The sequence below is a fragment of the Ruania zhangjianzhongii genome, assembly GCF_008000995.1.
Classification (GTDB): Bacteria; Actinomycetota; Actinomycetes; order Actinomycetales; family Beutenbergiaceae; genus Ruania; species Ruania zhangjianzhongii.
Window position 1 is genome coordinate 3,953,108 of record NZ_CP042828.1, and the last position, 16,116, is coordinate 3,969,223.

18 protein-coding genes and 1 pseudogene are annotated in these 16,116 nt (G+C 69.6%); 9 read left to right on the forward strand and 10 right to left on the reverse strand.

Annotated elements, in window-relative coordinates:
* Nucleotides 1–49 precede the first annotated feature (49 nt).
* Genes FU260_RS18310 through FU260_RS18330 form a run of 6 tightly spaced genes read left to right on the forward strand, consistent with a single transcriptional unit; the run spans nt 50 to nt 5,355 of the window.
* Entirely contained in the window at nt 50–1,132 is a 1,083-nt protein-coding gene (locus FU260_RS18310; protein ID WP_147918348.1) for a hypothetical protein, read from the forward strand.
* Nucleotides 1,125–1,571: a hypothetical protein gene (locus FU260_RS23885; RefSeq protein WP_210418119.1), complete on the forward strand. Its 447-nt coding sequence runs from the start codon at nt 1,125–1,127 to the stop codon at nt 1,569–1,571. Before FU260_RS18310 ends, FU260_RS23885 begins: the two co-directional genes overlap by 8 nt.
* Nucleotides 1,552–1,962, forward strand: a complete 411-nt coding sequence (locus FU260_RS23890) for a nucleotidyl transferase AbiEii/AbiGii toxin family protein (RefSeq protein WP_210418120.1) — start codon at nt 1,552–1,554, stop codon at nt 1,960–1,962. Before FU260_RS23885 ends, FU260_RS23890 begins: the two co-directional genes overlap by 20 nt.
* Nucleotides 1,963–2,015: 53 nt before the next feature.
* A complete protein-coding gene (gene deoC / locus FU260_RS18320; RefSeq protein WP_147918349.1) occupies nt 2,016–3,023 on the forward strand; it encodes a deoxyribose-phosphate aldolase in 1,008 nt (335 codons plus the stop codon).
* A gap of 11 nt (nt 3,024–3,034) precedes the next feature.
* Nucleotides 3,035–4,480: an aldehyde dehydrogenase family protein gene (locus FU260_RS18325; protein ID WP_147918350.1), complete on the forward strand. Its 1,446-nt coding sequence runs from the start codon at nt 3,035–3,037 to the stop codon at nt 4,478–4,480.
* A complete protein-coding gene (locus FU260_RS18330) occupies nt 4,477–5,355 on the forward strand; it encodes an aldehyde dehydrogenase family protein (protein ID WP_147918351.1) in 879 nt (292 codons plus the stop codon). Before FU260_RS18325 ends, FU260_RS18330 begins: the two co-directional genes overlap by 4 nt.
* Before the next feature lie 9 nt (nt 5,356–5,364).
* Here the strand turns inward: FU260_RS18330 and FU260_RS23680 are convergent, their stop codons facing one another.
* Nucleotides 5,365–5,757, reverse strand: coding sequence for a type II toxin-antitoxin system VapC family toxin (locus FU260_RS23680; protein ID WP_148239381.1), 393 nt, complete (start codon nt 5,755–5,757; stop codon nt 5,365–5,367).
* A 25-nt stretch (nt 5,758–5,782) separates the two neighbouring features.
* Entirely contained in the window at nt 5,783–6,004 is a 222-nt protein-coding gene (locus FU260_RS24655; protein WP_425328565.1) for a FitA-like ribbon-helix-helix domain-containing protein, read from the reverse strand.
* A 142-nt stretch (nt 6,005–6,146) separates the two neighbouring features.
* Here FU260_RS24655 and FU260_RS18340 point away from each other — a divergent pair, with 142 nt between their 5' ends.
* Together FU260_RS18340 and FU260_RS24660 are read left to right on the forward strand one after the other, a co-directional pair.
* On the forward strand, nt 6,147–6,779 hold the full coding sequence (locus FU260_RS18340) for a type IV toxin-antitoxin system AbiEi family antitoxin domain-containing protein (RefSeq protein WP_168211849.1): 633 nt from the start codon (nt 6,147–6,149) through the stop codon (nt 6,777–6,779).
* Between the two features lie 17 nt (nt 6,780–6,796).
* Nucleotides 6,797–7,369: pseudogene (locus FU260_RS24660) on the forward strand (nucleotidyl transferase AbiEii/AbiGii toxin family protein); the annotation flags it as partial.
* Nucleotides 7,370–7,502: 133 nt separating this feature from the next.
* Here FU260_RS24660 and FU260_RS18350 read toward each other — a convergent pair.
* The 3 genes from FU260_RS18350 to FU260_RS18360 are packed head-to-tail and all read right to left on the reverse strand — an operon-like array spanning nt 7,503 to nt 10,044.
* Complete coding sequence (locus FU260_RS18350) at nt 7,503–8,288, reverse strand: amino acid ABC transporter ATP-binding protein (RefSeq protein ID WP_147918353.1); 786 nt, start codon at nt 8,286–8,288, stop codon at nt 7,503–7,505.
* A complete protein-coding gene (locus FU260_RS18355) occupies nt 8,285–9,163 on the reverse strand; it encodes an amino acid ABC transporter permease (protein ID WP_147918354.1) in 879 nt (292 codons plus the stop codon). Before FU260_RS18355 ends, FU260_RS18350 begins: the two co-directional genes overlap by 4 nt.
* Nucleotides 9,164–9,174: 11 nt before the next feature.
* Nucleotides 9,175–10,044: an ABC transporter substrate-binding protein gene (locus FU260_RS18360; RefSeq protein WP_168211850.1), complete on the reverse strand. Its 870-nt coding sequence runs from the start codon at nt 10,042–10,044 to the stop codon at nt 9,175–9,177.
* A gap of 279 nt (nt 10,045–10,323) precedes the next feature.
* On the opposite strand from FU260_RS18360, the gene FU260_RS18365 reads away from it, so the two are divergent.
* Nucleotides 10,324–11,718 carry an HNH endonuclease signature motif containing protein gene (locus tag FU260_RS18365; RefSeq protein WP_168211851.1) on the forward strand — a complete coding sequence of 465 codons (1,395 nt, stop codon included), beginning with the start codon at nt 10,324–10,326 and terminating at the stop codon, nt 11,716–11,718.
* 36 nt (nt 11,719–11,754) lie between these two features.
* On the opposite strand, the gene lhgO is transcribed toward FU260_RS18365, so the two are convergent.
* The 5 genes from lhgO to FU260_RS18390 are packed head-to-tail and all read right to left on the reverse strand — an operon-like array spanning nt 11,755 to nt 16,105.
* Complete coding sequence (gene lhgO, locus FU260_RS18370) at nt 11,755–12,942, reverse strand: L-2-hydroxyglutarate oxidase (RefSeq protein WP_147918357.1); 1,188 nt, start codon at nt 12,940–12,942, stop codon at nt 11,755–11,757.
* 52 nt (nt 12,943–12,994) lie between these two features.
* Nucleotides 12,995–14,095: an adenosine deaminase gene (locus FU260_RS18375; RefSeq protein WP_147918358.1), complete on the reverse strand. Its 1,101-nt coding sequence runs from the start codon at nt 14,093–14,095 to the stop codon at nt 12,995–12,997.
* Nucleotides 14,092–14,415: a DUF202 domain-containing protein gene (locus FU260_RS18380; RefSeq protein WP_147918359.1), complete on the reverse strand. Its 324-nt coding sequence runs from the start codon at nt 14,413–14,415 to the stop codon at nt 14,092–14,094. The genes FU260_RS18375 and FU260_RS18380 overlap by 4 nt, the downstream gene beginning before the upstream one ends.
* Nucleotides 14,412–14,813 carry a YidH family protein gene (locus FU260_RS18385; RefSeq protein ID WP_147918360.1) on the reverse strand — a complete coding sequence of 134 codons (402 nt, stop codon included), beginning with the start codon at nt 14,811–14,813 and terminating at the stop codon, nt 14,412–14,414. The genes FU260_RS18380 and FU260_RS18385 overlap by 4 nt, the downstream gene beginning before the upstream one ends.
* Nucleotides 14,810–16,105 (reverse strand): thymidine phosphorylase, encoded by a 1,296-nt coding sequence (locus FU260_RS18390; RefSeq protein ID WP_147918361.1) that lies wholly within the window; start codon nt 16,103–16,105, stop codon nt 14,810–14,812. Before FU260_RS18390 ends, FU260_RS18385 begins: the two co-directional genes overlap by 4 nt.
* Nucleotides 16,106–16,116: the final 11 nt, after the last annotated feature.

The following is a 16,116-nucleotide window of genomic DNA, read 5'->3' on the forward strand; positions in this document are numbered from 1 at the left end:
TTCCACTGCCGGTTGAACGGCGTGGATACCTGAACGGGAGTGTGCGCTCATGGCAACCGATGAGGTGCTGACTGCTGCCGAGGTGGAGCGTCGCATCGTCCAGGTCATGCGTGACCGCCTCCCAGAGACCTGGAAGGTCACAGGCCCTGCTGAGCTACAGCAGCGTTCGCCGCGCCCCGATCTGTCGATCCAGCTTCGAGCTTCCGATGGGAAGGCCGCGAGACTCCTCTTCAAGGTCAAGCAGGTCATCGAGCGCCGTGACGTCGCACACATCGCAGACCAGGTTCGCCTCATCGCGGTGGAATTCGGAGGCGTTCCCGTCGTGGCAGCGCGCTATCTGTCAACTTCCGTGCGCGAGGCTCTGGTGGAGGACGGGCTGTCCTATGTAGATGCCACCGGCAACATGCGCATTGCTATCGACTCCCCGGCCATCTTCATCTCTGACCGGGGCGAGGACCGAGATCCGTGGCGCAAGGGCCGTCCGCGGGGCACGCTCAAGGGTGAACCCGCGGCGCGTGTTGCTCGCGCTCTCTTGGACTACAACCGCGACTGGACGGTCCGTGAGCTCACGGCTGCGTCGGGCGCGTCCACGGGTGCGGCGTACCGGGTGTTGGAGTATCTGCAACGCGAGGACCTCGTCATCAAGGGGGACAAGCGTTACCGCGTGACCGACTGGGAGCGGTTACTGCGCGCGTGGAGTTCTGACGCCGCCTTCCAGACGACGACGCGCGTGATGGCGTTCATCGAGCCGAGAGGAGTGGATGCCTTCCTCGCGAAGGTGGCCGCGGAACTTACCTTGCCGGCGGCTGTGACGGGGTCTGTCGCTGCGAAGCAGTGGGCGACGTACGCGCCGGCCAAGGCCGCCTACGTTTACGTCTCGTCGATCCAAGAGACATCGGAGCGGTGGGGCCTGCGGCCTAACGCGGCTGCGCCCAACGTGATCCTCTTGGAGCCCAGGACGGTCGGCGACGTCCCGTTCCAGAATACGGCGCGGGCCGAAGGTGGCTACCCGGTGGCGGCCCCCGCCCAGGTGGCCGCCGACCTGCTGAACGGACCGGGTCGCGAACCTTCCGAAGGCGAATACCTGATCGAGTGGATGAAGGCCAACGAGGAGCGCTGGCGTCGTGATTGACGAGGTGACCATGGCGCGGATGGGGCTGCTCGACGCGCTGGAAGCATTGGAGTCGCACCTCGACGCGCTCATCATCATCGGCGCACAGGCCGTCTACCTGCACACGGGAGCGACGGACATTGCCCTGGCCGAGTTCACCACCGACGGCGACGTCGCGGTGGACCCCAACCTACTGAGTTCCGACCCGCTGGTCGAGGAGGCAATGAGCGCGGCGGGCTTCTCGCCGGATCCGCGCCCGAGCGCGGTTGGGTCATGGATCTCCCGGTGGGGTGTGCCGGTCGACCTGATGGTGCCAGATGCCGTCGCCGGCGCCGGGCGCCGAGGGGTTCGGGTGCCGAGGGGTTCGGGTGCCGCCGCACGACGCGAAGTCGATGCGGAGGGCGCGAGGCATCGAGGCGGCGTTGATAGACAACTCCAAGATGATTATCCGGCCGTTTGATCGTGCCATCGACCGTCGGGAGTTCGAGGTCTCTGTGGCCGGTCCGGCAGCGTTGTTGGTGGCCAAACTGCACAAGATCCATGACCGGCTCGAGACCCGGTCGAGACAGGACAACAAGGACGCCCACGACGTCTACCGTCTGCTGCGGGCAGTCGAGACGCAGGTACTCGCCGAAGCGATCAGCCGGCTGCTGGGCGAGGACCACAGCGTGGAGGTGACACGCGAGGGCCTCGACCAACTCCGCGACCTCTTCGCGCAAGGATCAGGCGCTCGCGGATGCCTCATGGCTGGCGCAGCGGAGGAACTGGTGGGCGACCCAACTGCCGTGTCCGAGAGTGTGGCGCTGCTGGCGCAAGATCTGCTTGAAGCCGTGGACTCCCAGAGCACCTAGCACGACGACGTTACTCGCCAGCATAGGTCGGTCGGCACGCCTAGACTCGCCCCATGGCTGTCACGACCACTCACCCGGCCACCCGCTCGGCGAGCCAGGTGAACACGGACGCGAGCGCCGTCGTCGGCTCGGCCCAACTGAGCAACACGGCCCTGCGCACGTTCCTGCACGGGCTGCCCGGAACCGATGCGGTCGGCCTGGAGGGCCGCGCCGCCCAGCTCGGTTCCCGTTCGATCAAGACCACCGCCAAGGCGTGGGGGCTGGACACGATCATCTCGATGATCGACCTGACCACGCTGGAAGGCGCCGACACCCCCGGCAAGGTGCGCTCCCTCGTCGCGAAGGCGCTCACTCCGCAGCCGGGCGATCCGAGTTGCCCCCGGCCGGCCGCCGTCTGCGTGTACGGCGATCTGGTGCCGGTGGCCAAGGAAGCGATCGGCGCTGCCCCGGTGGCGGTGGCCGCGGTGGCCACCGGCTTCCCCGCCGGGCGGGCCGGGAAGGCGGCGCGACTGGCGGATACCGGCGATGCGGTCGAGGCCGGGGCGGACGAGATCGACATGGTGATCGACCGAGGTGCGTTCCTGGCCGGGGACTACCGCAAGGTCTACGACGACATCGTCGCCGTCCGCGAGATCTGCCAGTCCCGCACCACACCGGCGCACCTGAAGGTGATCCTGGAGACCGGTGAGCTGGCCACCTACGACAATGTCCGCCGCGCCTCCTGGCTGGCGATGCTCGCCGGTGCGGACTTCATCAAGACCTCCACCGGGAAGGTCTCCCCCGCGGCGACGCTGCCGGTGACCGTGCTGATGCTGGAGGCGGTCCGGGACTTCCTCGCGGCCACCGGCGTGCAGATCGGGGTCAAACCGGCCGGTGGTATCCGCTCGGCGAAGGATGCGCTGAAGTACCTGGTCGCGGTGAACGAGGTGGCCGGCGAGGCATGGCTGGACCCGGAGTTCTTCCGCTTCGGGGCCTCCTCCCTACTCAACGATGTGCTGTTGCAGCGGATCAAGCTCAGCACCGGCCACTACTCCGGTTCCGACTACGTGACGATCGACTGAGGACGGGCGCTATGAGCAAGTTCGAGTACGCACCGGCCCCGGAGTCCCGTGCGGTGGTGGACATCGCCTCCTCCTACGGGCTGTTCATCAACGGGGAGTTCACCGACGGGGCCGGCGGTGCCATGAAGACGGTGAACCCGGCCACCGAGGAGGTGCTCGCCGACGTCGCAGTCGCCGACGAGGCGGACGTCGACCGGGCGGTGGCCGCCGCGCGCCGTGCTCAGGAGAAGGTCTGGGGGCCGATGCCCGGCGCGGAGCGGGCGAAGTACCTGTTCCGGATCGCGCGGCTGCTCGCCGAGCGGGCGCGGGAGTTCGCGGTGCTGGAGACGCTGGACAACGGTAAGCCGATCCGGGAGTCGCGGGATGTGGACGTGCCCACGGCGGCGGCGCACTTCTTCTACTACGCCGGCTGGGCGGACAAGCTCGGCTACGCCGGGTACGGCGCCGATCCGCGCCCGCACGGCGTCGCCGCGCAGGTGATCCCGTGGAACTTCCCGTTGCTGATGCTGGCCTGGAAGATCGCCCCGGCACTGGCCACCGGGAACACGGTGGTGCTGAAACCGGCCGAGACCACCCCGCTGACCGCGCTGCTGTTCGCCGATCTGCTCCGCCAGGCCGAGCTCCCGCCCGGAGTGGTGAACATCATCACCGGTGCCGGGCCTACGGGCTCCGCCCTGGTGAGGCATGCGGGAGTGGACAAGGTGGCCTTCACCGGATCGACCGCCGTCGGGCGGCTGATTGCGAAACAGATCGCCGGTACGCGCAAGCACGCCACCCTCGAGCTCGGCGGTAAGGCCGCGAACATCGTGTTCGAGGACGCCGCCATCGACCAGGCGATCGAGGGCATCGTGAACGGCATCTACTTCAACCAGGGGCAGGTGTGCTGCGCCGGGTCGCGGCTGCTGGTGCAGGAGTCGGTGGCCGAGGAGGTCACCGAACGGCTGAAGCGGCGGCTGTCCACGCTCCGGGTGGGTGACCCGATGGACAAGAACACCGACGTCGGGGCGATCAACTCGGCAGCGCAGCTGGAACGGATCACTGCACTCACCCAGGTCGGGGAGGACGAGGGCGCCACCCGGTGGACCAGCGACTGCCCGCTGCCGGAGACCGGGTACTGGTTCGCGCCGACAGTGTTCACGAACGTGTCCTCCGCGCACCGGATCGCCCGGGAGGAGATCTTCGGGCCGGTGCTCTCGGTGCTGACGTTCCGCACGCCGGCGGAGGCGATCGCGAAGGCGAACAACATCCCCTACGGGCTCTCGGCAGGGATCTGGACGGAGAAGGGGTCGCGAATCCTGGCGATGGCCGATGCGATGCGCGCCGGGGTGGTGTGGGCGAACACGTTCAACCGGTTCGACCCGACCAGCCCGTTCGGCGGCTACCAGGAGTCTGGTTACGGCCGGGAGGGTGGCCGGCACGGCCTGGCCTCCTACCTGGTGGAAGGAGGTGCGCGATGACTGCCCGGGTGGATGTGCGCAAGACCTACAAGCTGTTCGTCGGGGGTAAGTTTCCGCGCAGCGAGTCCGGGCGCACCTATGAGGTCACGACGGCGAAGGGCACCTTTGCCGCGAACGCCGCCTTGGCCTCGCGCAAGGATGCCCGGGACGCTGTTCGTGCTGCGCGGGCGGCTCAGTCCGGTTGGGCCGGGGCGACGGCGTACAACCGCGGGCAGGTGCTCTACCGGGTCGCTGAGCTGCTCGAGGGCCGGCGTTCGCAGTTCGTGGCGGACGTGGCCGCCGGTGAGGGGGCGAGCGCGAAGAAGGCTGAGGAGCTGGTCTCGGCGGCAATCGACCGGTGGGTCTGGTACGCGGGCTGGACGGACAAGGTGGCGCAGGTGGCCGGGAACGCCAACCCGGTGGCCGGGCCGTACTTCAACCTCTCGGTGCCGGAGCCGACCGGGGTGGTGGCGGTGCTCGCGCCGCAGCGATCCTCACTGTTGGGGCTGGTCTCGGCGCTGGCGCCGGTGCTGGTGACGGGGAACTCGGTGGTGCTGCTGTCGTCTGAGGACCGGCCGCTACCCGCGATCACGTTGGCTGAGGTGCTGGCCACCTCGGACGTGCCCGGCGGGGTGGTGAACGTGCTCACCGGCCACACCGCGGAGGTGGCCCCACACCTGGCCACGCATATGGACGTGAACGCGATCGACCTGACCGGCGCGCTCGGCGCGGACAACATCACCTGGGGTGAGCTGGAGGCGGATGCGGCGGAGAACCTGAAGCGGGTGCGCCGCCCGGCCGGCGATGCCGAGGGCGACTGGTTCGATGCTCAGTCGCTGGAGCAGATCCTGGCGTTCACCGAGACGAAGACGGTCTGGCACCCGAAGGGAATGTGAGCGCGGCCTTCAGCTGATCAGTTGGATGTCCACGTTTCCGACCGGCGCCCGCGCCAACCAAGCGTCGCAGGTGAGCAATGGCGCGCCGAGTCGATCCGCGAGCGCCACGTACTGGGCGTCCGAGGCACGGAGGGAGCCCCGGCGCGACCACGCGTCGTGGAGCAGGAGTTCACTGGGGAATCGCTCGCACTCCACTCGTGACCAGGCGTCCAGTGCACGCGTCGCTTCCACTCCGGTGACAGCACCTGCACGTTCCAGCCGAGCCAACGCGGAGAGGACCTCGGAGTCGACCAGACCCGGGGCCCAGACCTCGGTCCCGCTCATCGCGTCGAGCACGCGCGCTCCGCGATAGCCGGCCAGGACTGAGTCGACCCCAGCACTCGCATCGAGAACAATCCTCACCGGTGCGGGAAAACGCTCGTCGGGGTCATACTCCTCGCGTGCTTCGTCCAGGGCGGCGACGACGTCGATCTCCCGTCGAGGCTCGTTGCTCCGTCGCTGTCTGGCGATCCAGTCCCTCGAGCGTTGGCTTGGCCAGGTCGCGTTGCAGCACCTTGGTGACGTAGTCCGACATGGTCATCCGTTCGCTTCGGGCACGCTCCTTCAGAGCCGCGTGCAGTTCGTTCGGGAGGTTGCGTACCTGAAGCATCTTCACTCGATCAGTGTTTCATGTGCAGCACATGTTCGCCATGCTGTGGATAACTGTGGAGCTCAGGTCGCGCTCACCCAACTCAGTCAACATTTACTACGCAAAGTGTCACCAAGATCGTGCCACTTTGTACACTAATTGGATGTCCTCTATGAAGGCTGTCCGGATAATCGGCCGAGCGCCGATGCAGACCGTCCGCGCACAAGCCCTGGAAGGAGCTTACGCTCGTCCACGCAAGGCCTTGGCCGATCTCGAACAGCGCGGCGTTGTGCACAAGCTCGCCTACGGCTATTACTGCCTCGTCCCGGCCAACATGAACCCAGACACCTGGCTTCCGGAGTTGGAGACGGCCGGCGCTGGAGTCGGAGCTGCCATCTGGGGCGACGGCGTGGCTGTTCTGATGGGGCAAAGCGCTGCCCGAGTTCACGGAGCACTGCCCCGCGCCACCGGAGAAGCCGTCGTGGCCGCGCCAACCGGACACCGGCTGATCCCGCTGGCCGACAGGCACGCAACGATTCGGTTCGTCACCCGCGACGTCGAAGTTCTGGAGGCAGTGAGGGTTCGTACCGAGCTCGGCAGAGCGCTGGCCACCACGCCAGCGCAGACCGTACTGGACCTGGCGCGCGACCCGAAGGCGGCTGACCAATCCGAGCGGATCGCCGTCATCAAAGCCCTGCTCGCGCAGACCAGCCTGGATGAGGTGGTGGAAGTCGCCGACACACAGGGCCGGACTAGGTCGGCATTGGAGCGCGTGCGGAAGTTAGCCGCCTCATGAGCGCACTGGACGAGGAGATGGACACGGTCGCTGCGGCGTTTGGAGTCTCCGCCGGTCAGGTCGCGCGCGATCGCTTGATCTCCCACACATTGGCAGCCATCTCTCGCGACGTGGGACTTGATGATCTGATCTTCTTTGGCGGGACGGCACTGTCGCGGACCCACCTTCAGGGTGTGCGCATGTCGGAAGACATCGATCTGATCGCCACCGGTCATCGAGCCACCATCGCTGCCACCATCCAACGCGCCGTGCGAAGCCTGCGACGCACCCATGGAACCGCCACCTGGGAGCCACCGCTCACCGAGACCCGCGAGACCGAGCCATCGGTGCTACGCATCGACGGCGATCTATCGGTGCGGGTGCAACTGCTGAGCCAGGCTGGATATCCGCAATGGCCGACCGAAGTGCGGAGCATCATGCAGCGGTACTCGGACGCGCCGCCAGCCCGGCTTCGGGTGCTGACCGCGCCCGCTTTCGCGGCGGCCAAGCTGTCGGCTTGGCTCGATCGCCATGCCAGCCGAGACCTGTACGACCTCTATGCGATGGCTCGGTGCGATCTCATCACTCCTGAGTCCGTCAACCTCTTCACCCGTCACGGCTCACTCACTCGGCTCCCGGGAGGCTGGGCCTGGTCTGAGCCGCCTAGCCTCGAACAGTGGAGGATCGATCTTGGGCATCAGCTGCGGCTGAAGCGACCGCCGGTGGCTGATCGGCCGTCCGGCCTCACCCGTGCAACCGCGCCAGGAACTCCCGGGTCCGCGGCTGCTGCGGGTCACCGAGCACCTGCTCCGGCGGCCCGGACTCCAGCACCTGGCCGCCGTCGAGGAAGCAGACCTGGTCGGCCACCCGGCGGGCGAAGCCCATCTCGTGGGTGGCGATCAGCATCGTCATCCCCTCATCGCGCAGGCCGGCGAGCAGGTCGAGCACCTCGCCGATCAGCTCCGGGTCCAGCGCCGAGGTCACCTCGTCCAGCAGCAGCAGCTCCGGGTCGTTCACCAGGGCGCGGGCGATCGCTGCGCGCTGCGCCTGACCGCCGGAGAGCTGGTCCGGATAGGCGGTGACTTTGTCCGCCAGGCCCACCCGGGTGAGCATCTCCACCGCGGCGGCCTCGGCCTCGTCCTTATCCCGCTTGTGCACCAGCCGCGGGGCGAGGGTGATGTTGTCCAGCACACGCATGTGCGCGAACAGGTTGTAGGCCTGGAACACCATGCCGAGCCGGGCGCGGACCGCATCGGCGTTCACCCACGGGTCGGCGATGTCCACCCCACGCAGCTCGATCGACCCATCGTCGATGTCCTCGAGCAGGTCGACGGCGCGCAGCAGCGTGGACTTGCCCGACCCGGACGCCCCGATCAGCACCACACAGGAGTGCTCGGCCACCTGCAGATCCACACCGCCCAGCACCAGGTGATCCCCGAAGGACTTGCGCACCCCACGCAAGCGCAGCAACGAGGCGGGCGAACCGCCCGAGGTGAGCTCCGCCGTCGACGGCTGGATCGGATCGCTCATCGGATCGCCCCCGCCACACCGCGGGCACCGCGCCAACCCCGGCGGGCGTTGTAGGCATCCACAGCTCGGGTAAGTGGGATGGACACCAGCAGGAAGAGGAACCCGGCAGCCACGTACGGAGTGAAGTTGTAGTCGCCACTGACCGCGATCTGCGCCACCCGGATCGCGTCCACCGCACCGAGGATGGAGATCAACCCAGAATCCTTCTGCAGCGCGACCACCATGTTCAGCAGCGCCGGCACCACATTGCGCACCGCCTGCGGCACCACGATCCGGCGAGTGGTCTGCGCCTTGGTCAGCCCCAGCGCGCGGGCCGCCGCCACCTGCGCCGGGTGCACCGCCTCGATCCCGGAGCGGAAGATCTCCGCGAGGTAGGCGCTGTAAGTCAGCACCAGCGCCAGCGTGCCCAGGAACGCAGCCTGGATCGGCATCCACGGCAGCCGCAGCGCCGGCAGACCGAACCCGACCACCAGTAGCACCAGCAGCACCGGAACCCCGCGGAAGATGTCCACGAACGCCACCACGGCCGCGCGGAGCGGGAACAGTGCGGGCGCAGTGGTGGTGCGCGCGATCGCCAGCAACAGCCCGAGCACCAGCGAAATCACCCCCGCGATCACCCAGACCCGCAGGTTCAACCACAGCCCGTCGGCGAGCGCGGGCAGCATCTCCACGAACCGGCCCGGGTCGAAGAACGCCTCCCGAGTGCGCTCCCAGCCGGGCGAGCTCACCAGCACCCACCAGGCCAGCGCAGCGACGACCACTGTGGAGGCCAGTGCCACCAGGAACGACCGGCGCCGGCCTCGACGGCGGTAGGCAGCCCGGACGAGCGCCTGCTCGGTGGGTTCGTGGGCCGCCGCCGGCCGATCTGCTGCCATCGGCGCCCCGGTCAGCTCAGCTCGGGGATACCGTCGGTGTTCAGCCACTCGCTCGCGAGCGCGTCCAGCGTGCCGTCGGTGCGCAGCGCTTCCACAGCGTCGGAGACGCAGGTGGTCAGCGAGGACTCGACGTCCAGCACGAAGCCGAGCTGCGCCGGCTCACCGGAGGCAGGCAGGGTGCCGATCACGGAGGTGTCCGGGAAGTACACCGTGGAGGCGGACACGCCCTGGCTCACGTCCATCACCACGGCGTCGATCTGCCCGCTGCTCATCGCCTGCATCGCCATCCCGGCGTCGTCATAGGGCACCAGCTCGACGGTGTCCCCCCAGGCGGCCTCGGCATCGGTCAAGGAGGTCTGCCCGGCGGTCACGCCGATCCGGGCACCCTCGAGGTCGGTCAGCGCGCTCGCCTCGGCGTAGTCACCGGAGTCGGCCACCACCACCCCCTGATAGGTGTCCAGGTACGGGGCGGAGAAGTCCACCACCTCGGCCCGCTCGGGGGTGATCGTGGTCTGGTAGGCGGCGAAGTCGAACGGCTTGATGTTCGGGGCGATGATCTGCTCGAAGGTGACGTTCTCCCAGGTCACGTCCTCTTCGGCGAAGCCGAGCTGATCAGCGACGGCGTAGACCAGCGCGGACTCGAAGCCCTCCCCGGTGGTCGGGTCCTCACCCACGTACCAGGGCTCGTACGGGGTGGACGTGCCGACGGTCAGCGTGCCCTCGGTGAGAGTCTCCAGCGCAGCCGGATCGCAGGTCGCGGTCTCGGTGCCTTCGCCGCCCTGGTCGGCAGTGGTGCCGCCATTGCTGCTGTCACCACCCGAACACGCGGTCAGGGCCAGTGCGAGGGCGGCAGTGGTCAGGACAAGAGCACGACGGCGCACGATGAACCTTTCCCGGGACAGCGGTCATCACCTGAACTGTAAAGCATTCGGCACTGGGCGGGACCGGTCGCTGGTGAGAGGTGATCGGGCTCACAGCACGGCGCCCGCTCAGCGCTTCCGCTGAAGCGTTCCGGGCCGGGAGGCGCTTCCGCGGAAGCGCATACCCGCCGACCGGTGGCCAGCACCGACATTGTCGGCCGGCCAGCAATGTCGGCCGGCCGGCAATGTCGGTGCTCGCTCCTAGTATCGAACACCTATTCGAAGAGGACGGTGAGGACGATGACGGCCAACGCCGATGACCGGAACACGCCCGCAGGGAAGCGGCCCGCCGGGGACGATCTGAGCGAGCGGCCGGTGTGGCAGCTAGCAGCAGAGCTGGGCTCCCTCGCGGCCGGGATCGCGGCCAGCACCTGCCGGTTCCTGGTGCTGCTCGGTGAGTTCGACGCGCGCGACGGGTGGGGGCACTATGCCGGAGTCACCTCCAGCACGCACTGGCTGTCCTGGCAGTGCGGGATGGCCGCGGTGACGGCTCGGGAACAGGTCCGGGTGGCTCGTGCGATGCGCAGTCTGCCGCTGACGTGCGCCGAGTTCGGGGCGGGCCGGCTGAGCTATTCGAAAGTGCGGGCGATCACTCGGGTGGCCACCCCGGAGAACGAGGCGGAGCTGGTGCAGGTGGCCGAGGCGGGCACCGCAGACCAGGTGCAGCGCTTCTGTGCCGGGGTGCGCACCGCCGCCGGTTCCCTGGCGGAGGTCAACGAGCGCCATGACCGCGCAGCGGTGACCTACCGGACCCTCGACGACGGGTCGGTGAGCGTCTCGGTGCGGTGCTCGCCGGAGCAGGGTGCGGTGATCGTCGACCGGCTGCACGAGGCGCGTGAATACCTGAAACGGACCGCCGCGGATCAGGACGAGTCGGGCTACTCGCTGCTCGATGCCCTGGTGCTGGTCTGCGAACAGTCCGAGATCGAGGCCGGCGCGAGCCGGACCCGTGGGTCCCGGCGGGCGGAGACCGTGCTGCACACCACACTGGCGGATCTCGCCGGTACACCGGTGACCGCGAACCAAGGCCCACCCGCCCTCATCGGCCCACGGCTGGAGTCCGGTGCGGCACTGCACCCGGAGACAGCGCGCCGGCTGGCCTGCGACTCCGGGCTGGTGACGCACCTGCACGAGGACGGCTCCGCTCCCCCGGGCGACTGGGTCCGGCCGAACCCTCGGCCCGGCCGCACTGTGGACCTCGGCCGGCGGCGGCGCCTGCCCAGCGCCGCCCTGTTCCGGGCGATGTGGGACCGGGACCACGGCTGTGTCTATCCCGGCTGTGGGCGGCGGCAGTACCTGCACGGTCATCACCTGGTGCACTGGGTCCGCGGTGGACGCACCGACCTGGACAACATGGTCCTGCTCTGCGGGGAGCACCATCGTCGGCTGCACGAAGGCGGCTACCAGATGCGGCGCGGGCCGGGTGGACCGATCGTCGTGCTGACGCCGGACGGCAGCCCGGTGTCGCAGCCGAGCAGCACAGCCAACGGGCCCGTTGTCCCGGCGGCTGAGGATGCATCGTTGGTCGCTCTCGACGGCGGCCGGTTGCACCTGGCCTACGCCGTCTCCACTGTGGTGACGAACTGGGCACGACGGCGCCAGCTCGCCGCCGAGCAGGACGGTCACGCGGCGTAGCGGTACCGCTTCCGCGGAAGCGCTCAGCGGCGTTGCTCAGCCGAGCGATGCGACGATGTGCTCGGCGATCGCCAGCGACGCGGTGGCACCCGGAGACGGCGCGTTGCGCACCTGAACGAGCGGGCCACGCTGCTCGATGGCAAAGTCGTCCAGCAGCCGGCCATCCCGGGTCATCGCCTGGGCCCGGATGCCGCGCCCGACGGGGGTCAGCCGCGCGCCTTCCAGCGCCGGGACGTAGCTGCGCGCCTCGGTGAGGAACCTCTCCGGGGAGAGCACGCCCGCCAGCTCACGCACCGCCGTCGGCATGTTCCTGGCGGCGAAGCGCCAGAACCCTGGCCAGCGTGCGACCTCGGCGAGGTCCCGCGGGCTGACCTGGCCCCGGTAACCCTCCCGAGCGCCGGACAGGAACGCATTCGGGCCGACGGTGAGCGCGCCGTCGACGCGCCGGGTCAGGTGCATGCCGAGGAAGGGGTAGCGCGGGTCCGGCACCGGGTAGATCAGGCCGCGGGTGAGGTGGGTGTGCGCGTCGTCGATCCGGTAGTACTGGCCGAAGAACGGGATGATCGCCGGTTCCCGGTCGCCGCCGGCAGTGCGGGCGAGGCGGTCCGAGGCCAGACCCGCGCAGGCCACCACCCGGTCGAAGAGCTGCGGAGAAGTCTCCGGGTCGGTGACCACCCGGACCCCGCGGGTCACTGGCACCACAGCGTGCACCCGGTGCCCGAGGAGCAGTCGTCCCCCGGCGGCCCGGACGTCCTCGGCGAGCGCCCGGGTGATCGCCGCGTAGTCCACTACCGCAGTGGTCGGGGAGAGCATCGCGGCCACCCCGACCGCCTCCGGCTCCACCTCGGCGAGCCCGGCCGGACCGACCATCTCGACACCGGGCACCCCGTTCGCCCGAGCGCGCTCGGCGATCGCTTGCAGCCGGGTGTGTTCCTCGGCGTCGCGGGCGATCAGCACCTTGCCGCACTCCAGGTAGTCCAGCTCCCGGCCGATGCAGAACTCCCGCAGCAGCTCCACCCCGCGGCGGCAGAGCCGGGCCTTCAGCGACCCGGGCGGGTAGTAGAGACCGGCGTGCACTACTCCGGAGTTGTGCCCGGACTGGTGCGCGGCGAGGTGGTCTTCCTTCTCGAACAGGGTGAGCTCGGCGCCGGGGTCGCGGCGCAGAATCTCCCGCGCCACAGCACAGCCGAGGATCCCGCCGCCGACCACCGCGTAGCTCGTCACGGCTCCACGATAGGGGCGCTTCCGCTGAAGCGCTGCGAACTCAGTGCAGCGGTCAGGCGCGGGCGGCGGCGAACCCGGGCTCGATCTGGCTGGTGACGATCTGCTGTTTGATGTGGTGCGGGGCGAAGGAGTTCCAGGCCGCCAGCAGGGTGGCCTCCTCCAGATCGTCCAGCGTCCAGCCGGCCTCGGTGACCAGCCGCTCCATCTCGTTGCTCATCGAGGTGCCGGACATCAGCCGGTTGTCGGTGTTGATGGTGACGGCGAAGCCCAGGTGCCACAGGGTGCTGATCGGGTGGTCGGCCACGGTGGTGGCGATCCCGGTCTGCAGGTTCGAGCACGGGCACACCTCCAACGGGACCTGCCGATCCAGCACCCAGGCGGCCAGCGTGCCGAGGGTCGCCTCGGTGGCGGTGCCCGGCGCGGCATCGGCCGGGGTGAGCTCGATGTCCTCGATGATCCGCACCCCGTGCCCCAGGCGGAGCGCGCCGCACACCTGCAGCGCCTCCCAGATGCTCTCCGGCCCGGCCGCCTCACCGGCGTGGATGGTGTACGGGAAGTTGGCTTCGCGCAGGGTCTGGAATGCGCTGCGCAGCCGGCCCGGACCGAACCCGTCCTCCGGGCCGGCGATGTCGAAGCCGACGGCTCCGCTGTCCCGGTTCTCCAGGGTCAGCGCGGCGATCTCGTCCGCCCGGTCGGCATGGCGCATCGCGGACAGCAACGTGCCCGCCTCGATCGTGTGCCCGGCGCGGGCGGCCTCTGCCTTGCCCTCCTCGATTCCGTCGTGCACGGCGTCCACCACCTGCTGCAGGCTCAGCCCGCGCTGCAGGTGCTGCTCCGGGGCGTAGCGCAGCTCGGCGTAGACGACTCCGTCGGCCGCCAGATCGACCACCGCCTCACGGGCCACCCGAGTGAGTGCCTCGGTGGTCTGCATCACCGCGATGGTGTGGTCGAAGGTCTCCAGGTAGCGCACCAGCGACCCCGAGTCGGCCGCCGCCACGAACCACTGCGCCAGCGCCTCCGGGTCCCCGGCCGGGAGCTGGTGACCCACCTCCGGCGCCAGCTCGAGCATCGTGGCCGGCCGCAGCCCGCCATCCAGATGGTCGTGCAGCAGGACCTTGGGCAGAGCGGCGATCGTCTCGCGGGTGAGGCTCATGGGTTCAGCGTATCGAGGATGTTCGCCACCGCCAGCGCCGCGCCGATCACACTGAGCACCATCACGGCCACGGTCACCTGCACGAGCACGGACCACCGGGAGGACGCGGTGGGCTGCCAGTACCGCAGCCGGCGCAACGCTCCACCCAGACCGGCGATCGCGGCCAGCGCCGCCAGCCCGGACAGCACCGGGTGACCGAGCCGTTGGGCGGTCATCGACGCCACCAGGGCGCCCATCGTCACCGCCAGCACCGTGCGGTGCCAGGACAGCATCGTCCGTTGTGGCTGCGCGCCCGGGTCGCCGTCGATTCCGGTGGTCACGTCACCAGCTGCACGATCACGTACCCCACCATCAGCAGGGCGAACAGCCCGACGGCGATCACCAGAGCGGGCAGGATCCGTGGCGCGGGTAAGGGCTCGCCCAGGCGCAGGGCCCGTTCCCGGCGCTGCCACCCGGAGAGCGCAGCGAAGGCGAGCACGCCGCCGGCGATGCAGGCGAGCCCGGCGACCACATCCAGGAAGGCGTTCCCGGCGCCGAAGGAGGCCAGCGTGGTCAGTGCCACCCCACCGGCCACCAAGGCGAGACCGGTGCGCAGCCACGCCAGCGCAGTGCGCTCGTTCGCCAGGGAGAAGCGCACATCGGGTTCGGTGCCCACCCCGTAGACCGAGCGGGGCCGGCGCCGGTCCTGCTCGGGCTGGCCAGCGGAGGCGTCGGTCATGCCGGGTCCACCCGGTCCAGCAGCACCGAGCCGGAAGCCGGGCGGGCCCCGTCAGCGGCGATCGTGACCGCGTCGGCGAGCGCCTCCTTGGCCCGGTTCACCTTCTCCGGGGTGTCGGTGTGCAGGGTCATCAGCACCTCGCCGGCACGCACCGCGGCCCCGGGCTTGGCGTGCAGCTGGACGCCGGCGCCGGCCTGCACCGGCTCGTCCCGGCGGGTCCGGCCGGCCCCCAGACGCCAGGCGGCCAGGCCGACGGCGTAAGCATCCAGCCCCACCAAGGTGCCCTCGGCCGGGGCGAGCACCTGCTCGGTGTGCGTCGCGGTGGGCAGCGGGGCGTCCGGGTCGCCGTCCTGGGCGCGGATCATCGCCTTCCAGGCGTCCATCGCCTGCCCACCGGCCAGGTGCTCGGCCGGGTCCGCATCGGGCAGCCCGCCGGCGGTGAGCATCTCCCGCGCCAGGGCGACGGTCAGCTCCACCACATCGGGTGGTCCCCCGCCGGCGAGCACCTCCAAGGACTCGGCCACCTCGAGCGCGTTCCCGGCGGTCAGCCCGAGCGGGGTGGACATATCGGTGATCAGCGCGGTGGTGCGCAGTCCGGCATCGGTGCCCAGGTCCACCATCGTGCGGGCGAGCTCGCGGGCGTCGGCCAGGTCCTTCATGAACGCCCCGGAGCCGACCTTCACATCCAGGACCAGGGCCCCGGTCCCCTCGGCGATCTTCTTGCTCATGATCGAGGAGGCGATCAGCGGGATGGCCTCCACGGTGCCGGTCACGTCTCGCAGCGCGTACAGCTTGCGGTCGGCTGGGGCGAGCCCGGACCCGGCCTGGCAGATGACCGCGCCCACGGCGGAGAGCTGGTCGCGCATCTCGTCGTTGCTCAGCGCCGCCCGCCACCCGGGGATCGACTCGAGCTTGTCCAAGGTGCCTCCGGTGTGCCCGAGGCCGCGGCCGGACAGCTGCGGCACCGCGAGCCCGAACGAGGCCACCAGCGGCGCCAGCGGCAGCGTGATCTTGTCCCCCACCCCGCCGGTGGAGTGCTTGTCCACACTGGGCCTACCCAGGCCGGTGAAGTCCATCCGCTCCCCGCTGGCGATCATCGCGGCGGTCCAGCGGGAGATCTCCGCCCGGTCCATCCCGCGCAGCAGGATCGCCATCGCCAGCGCGGACATCTGCTCCTCGGCCACCACCCCGCGGGTGTAGGCGTCCACCACCCAGTCGATCTGTTCGGGGCTCAGCGCGGCGCCATCGCGCTTGGCGGTGATGACGTCGGTGGCATCGAAGGCTTCGCTCATACCGTCCAGCG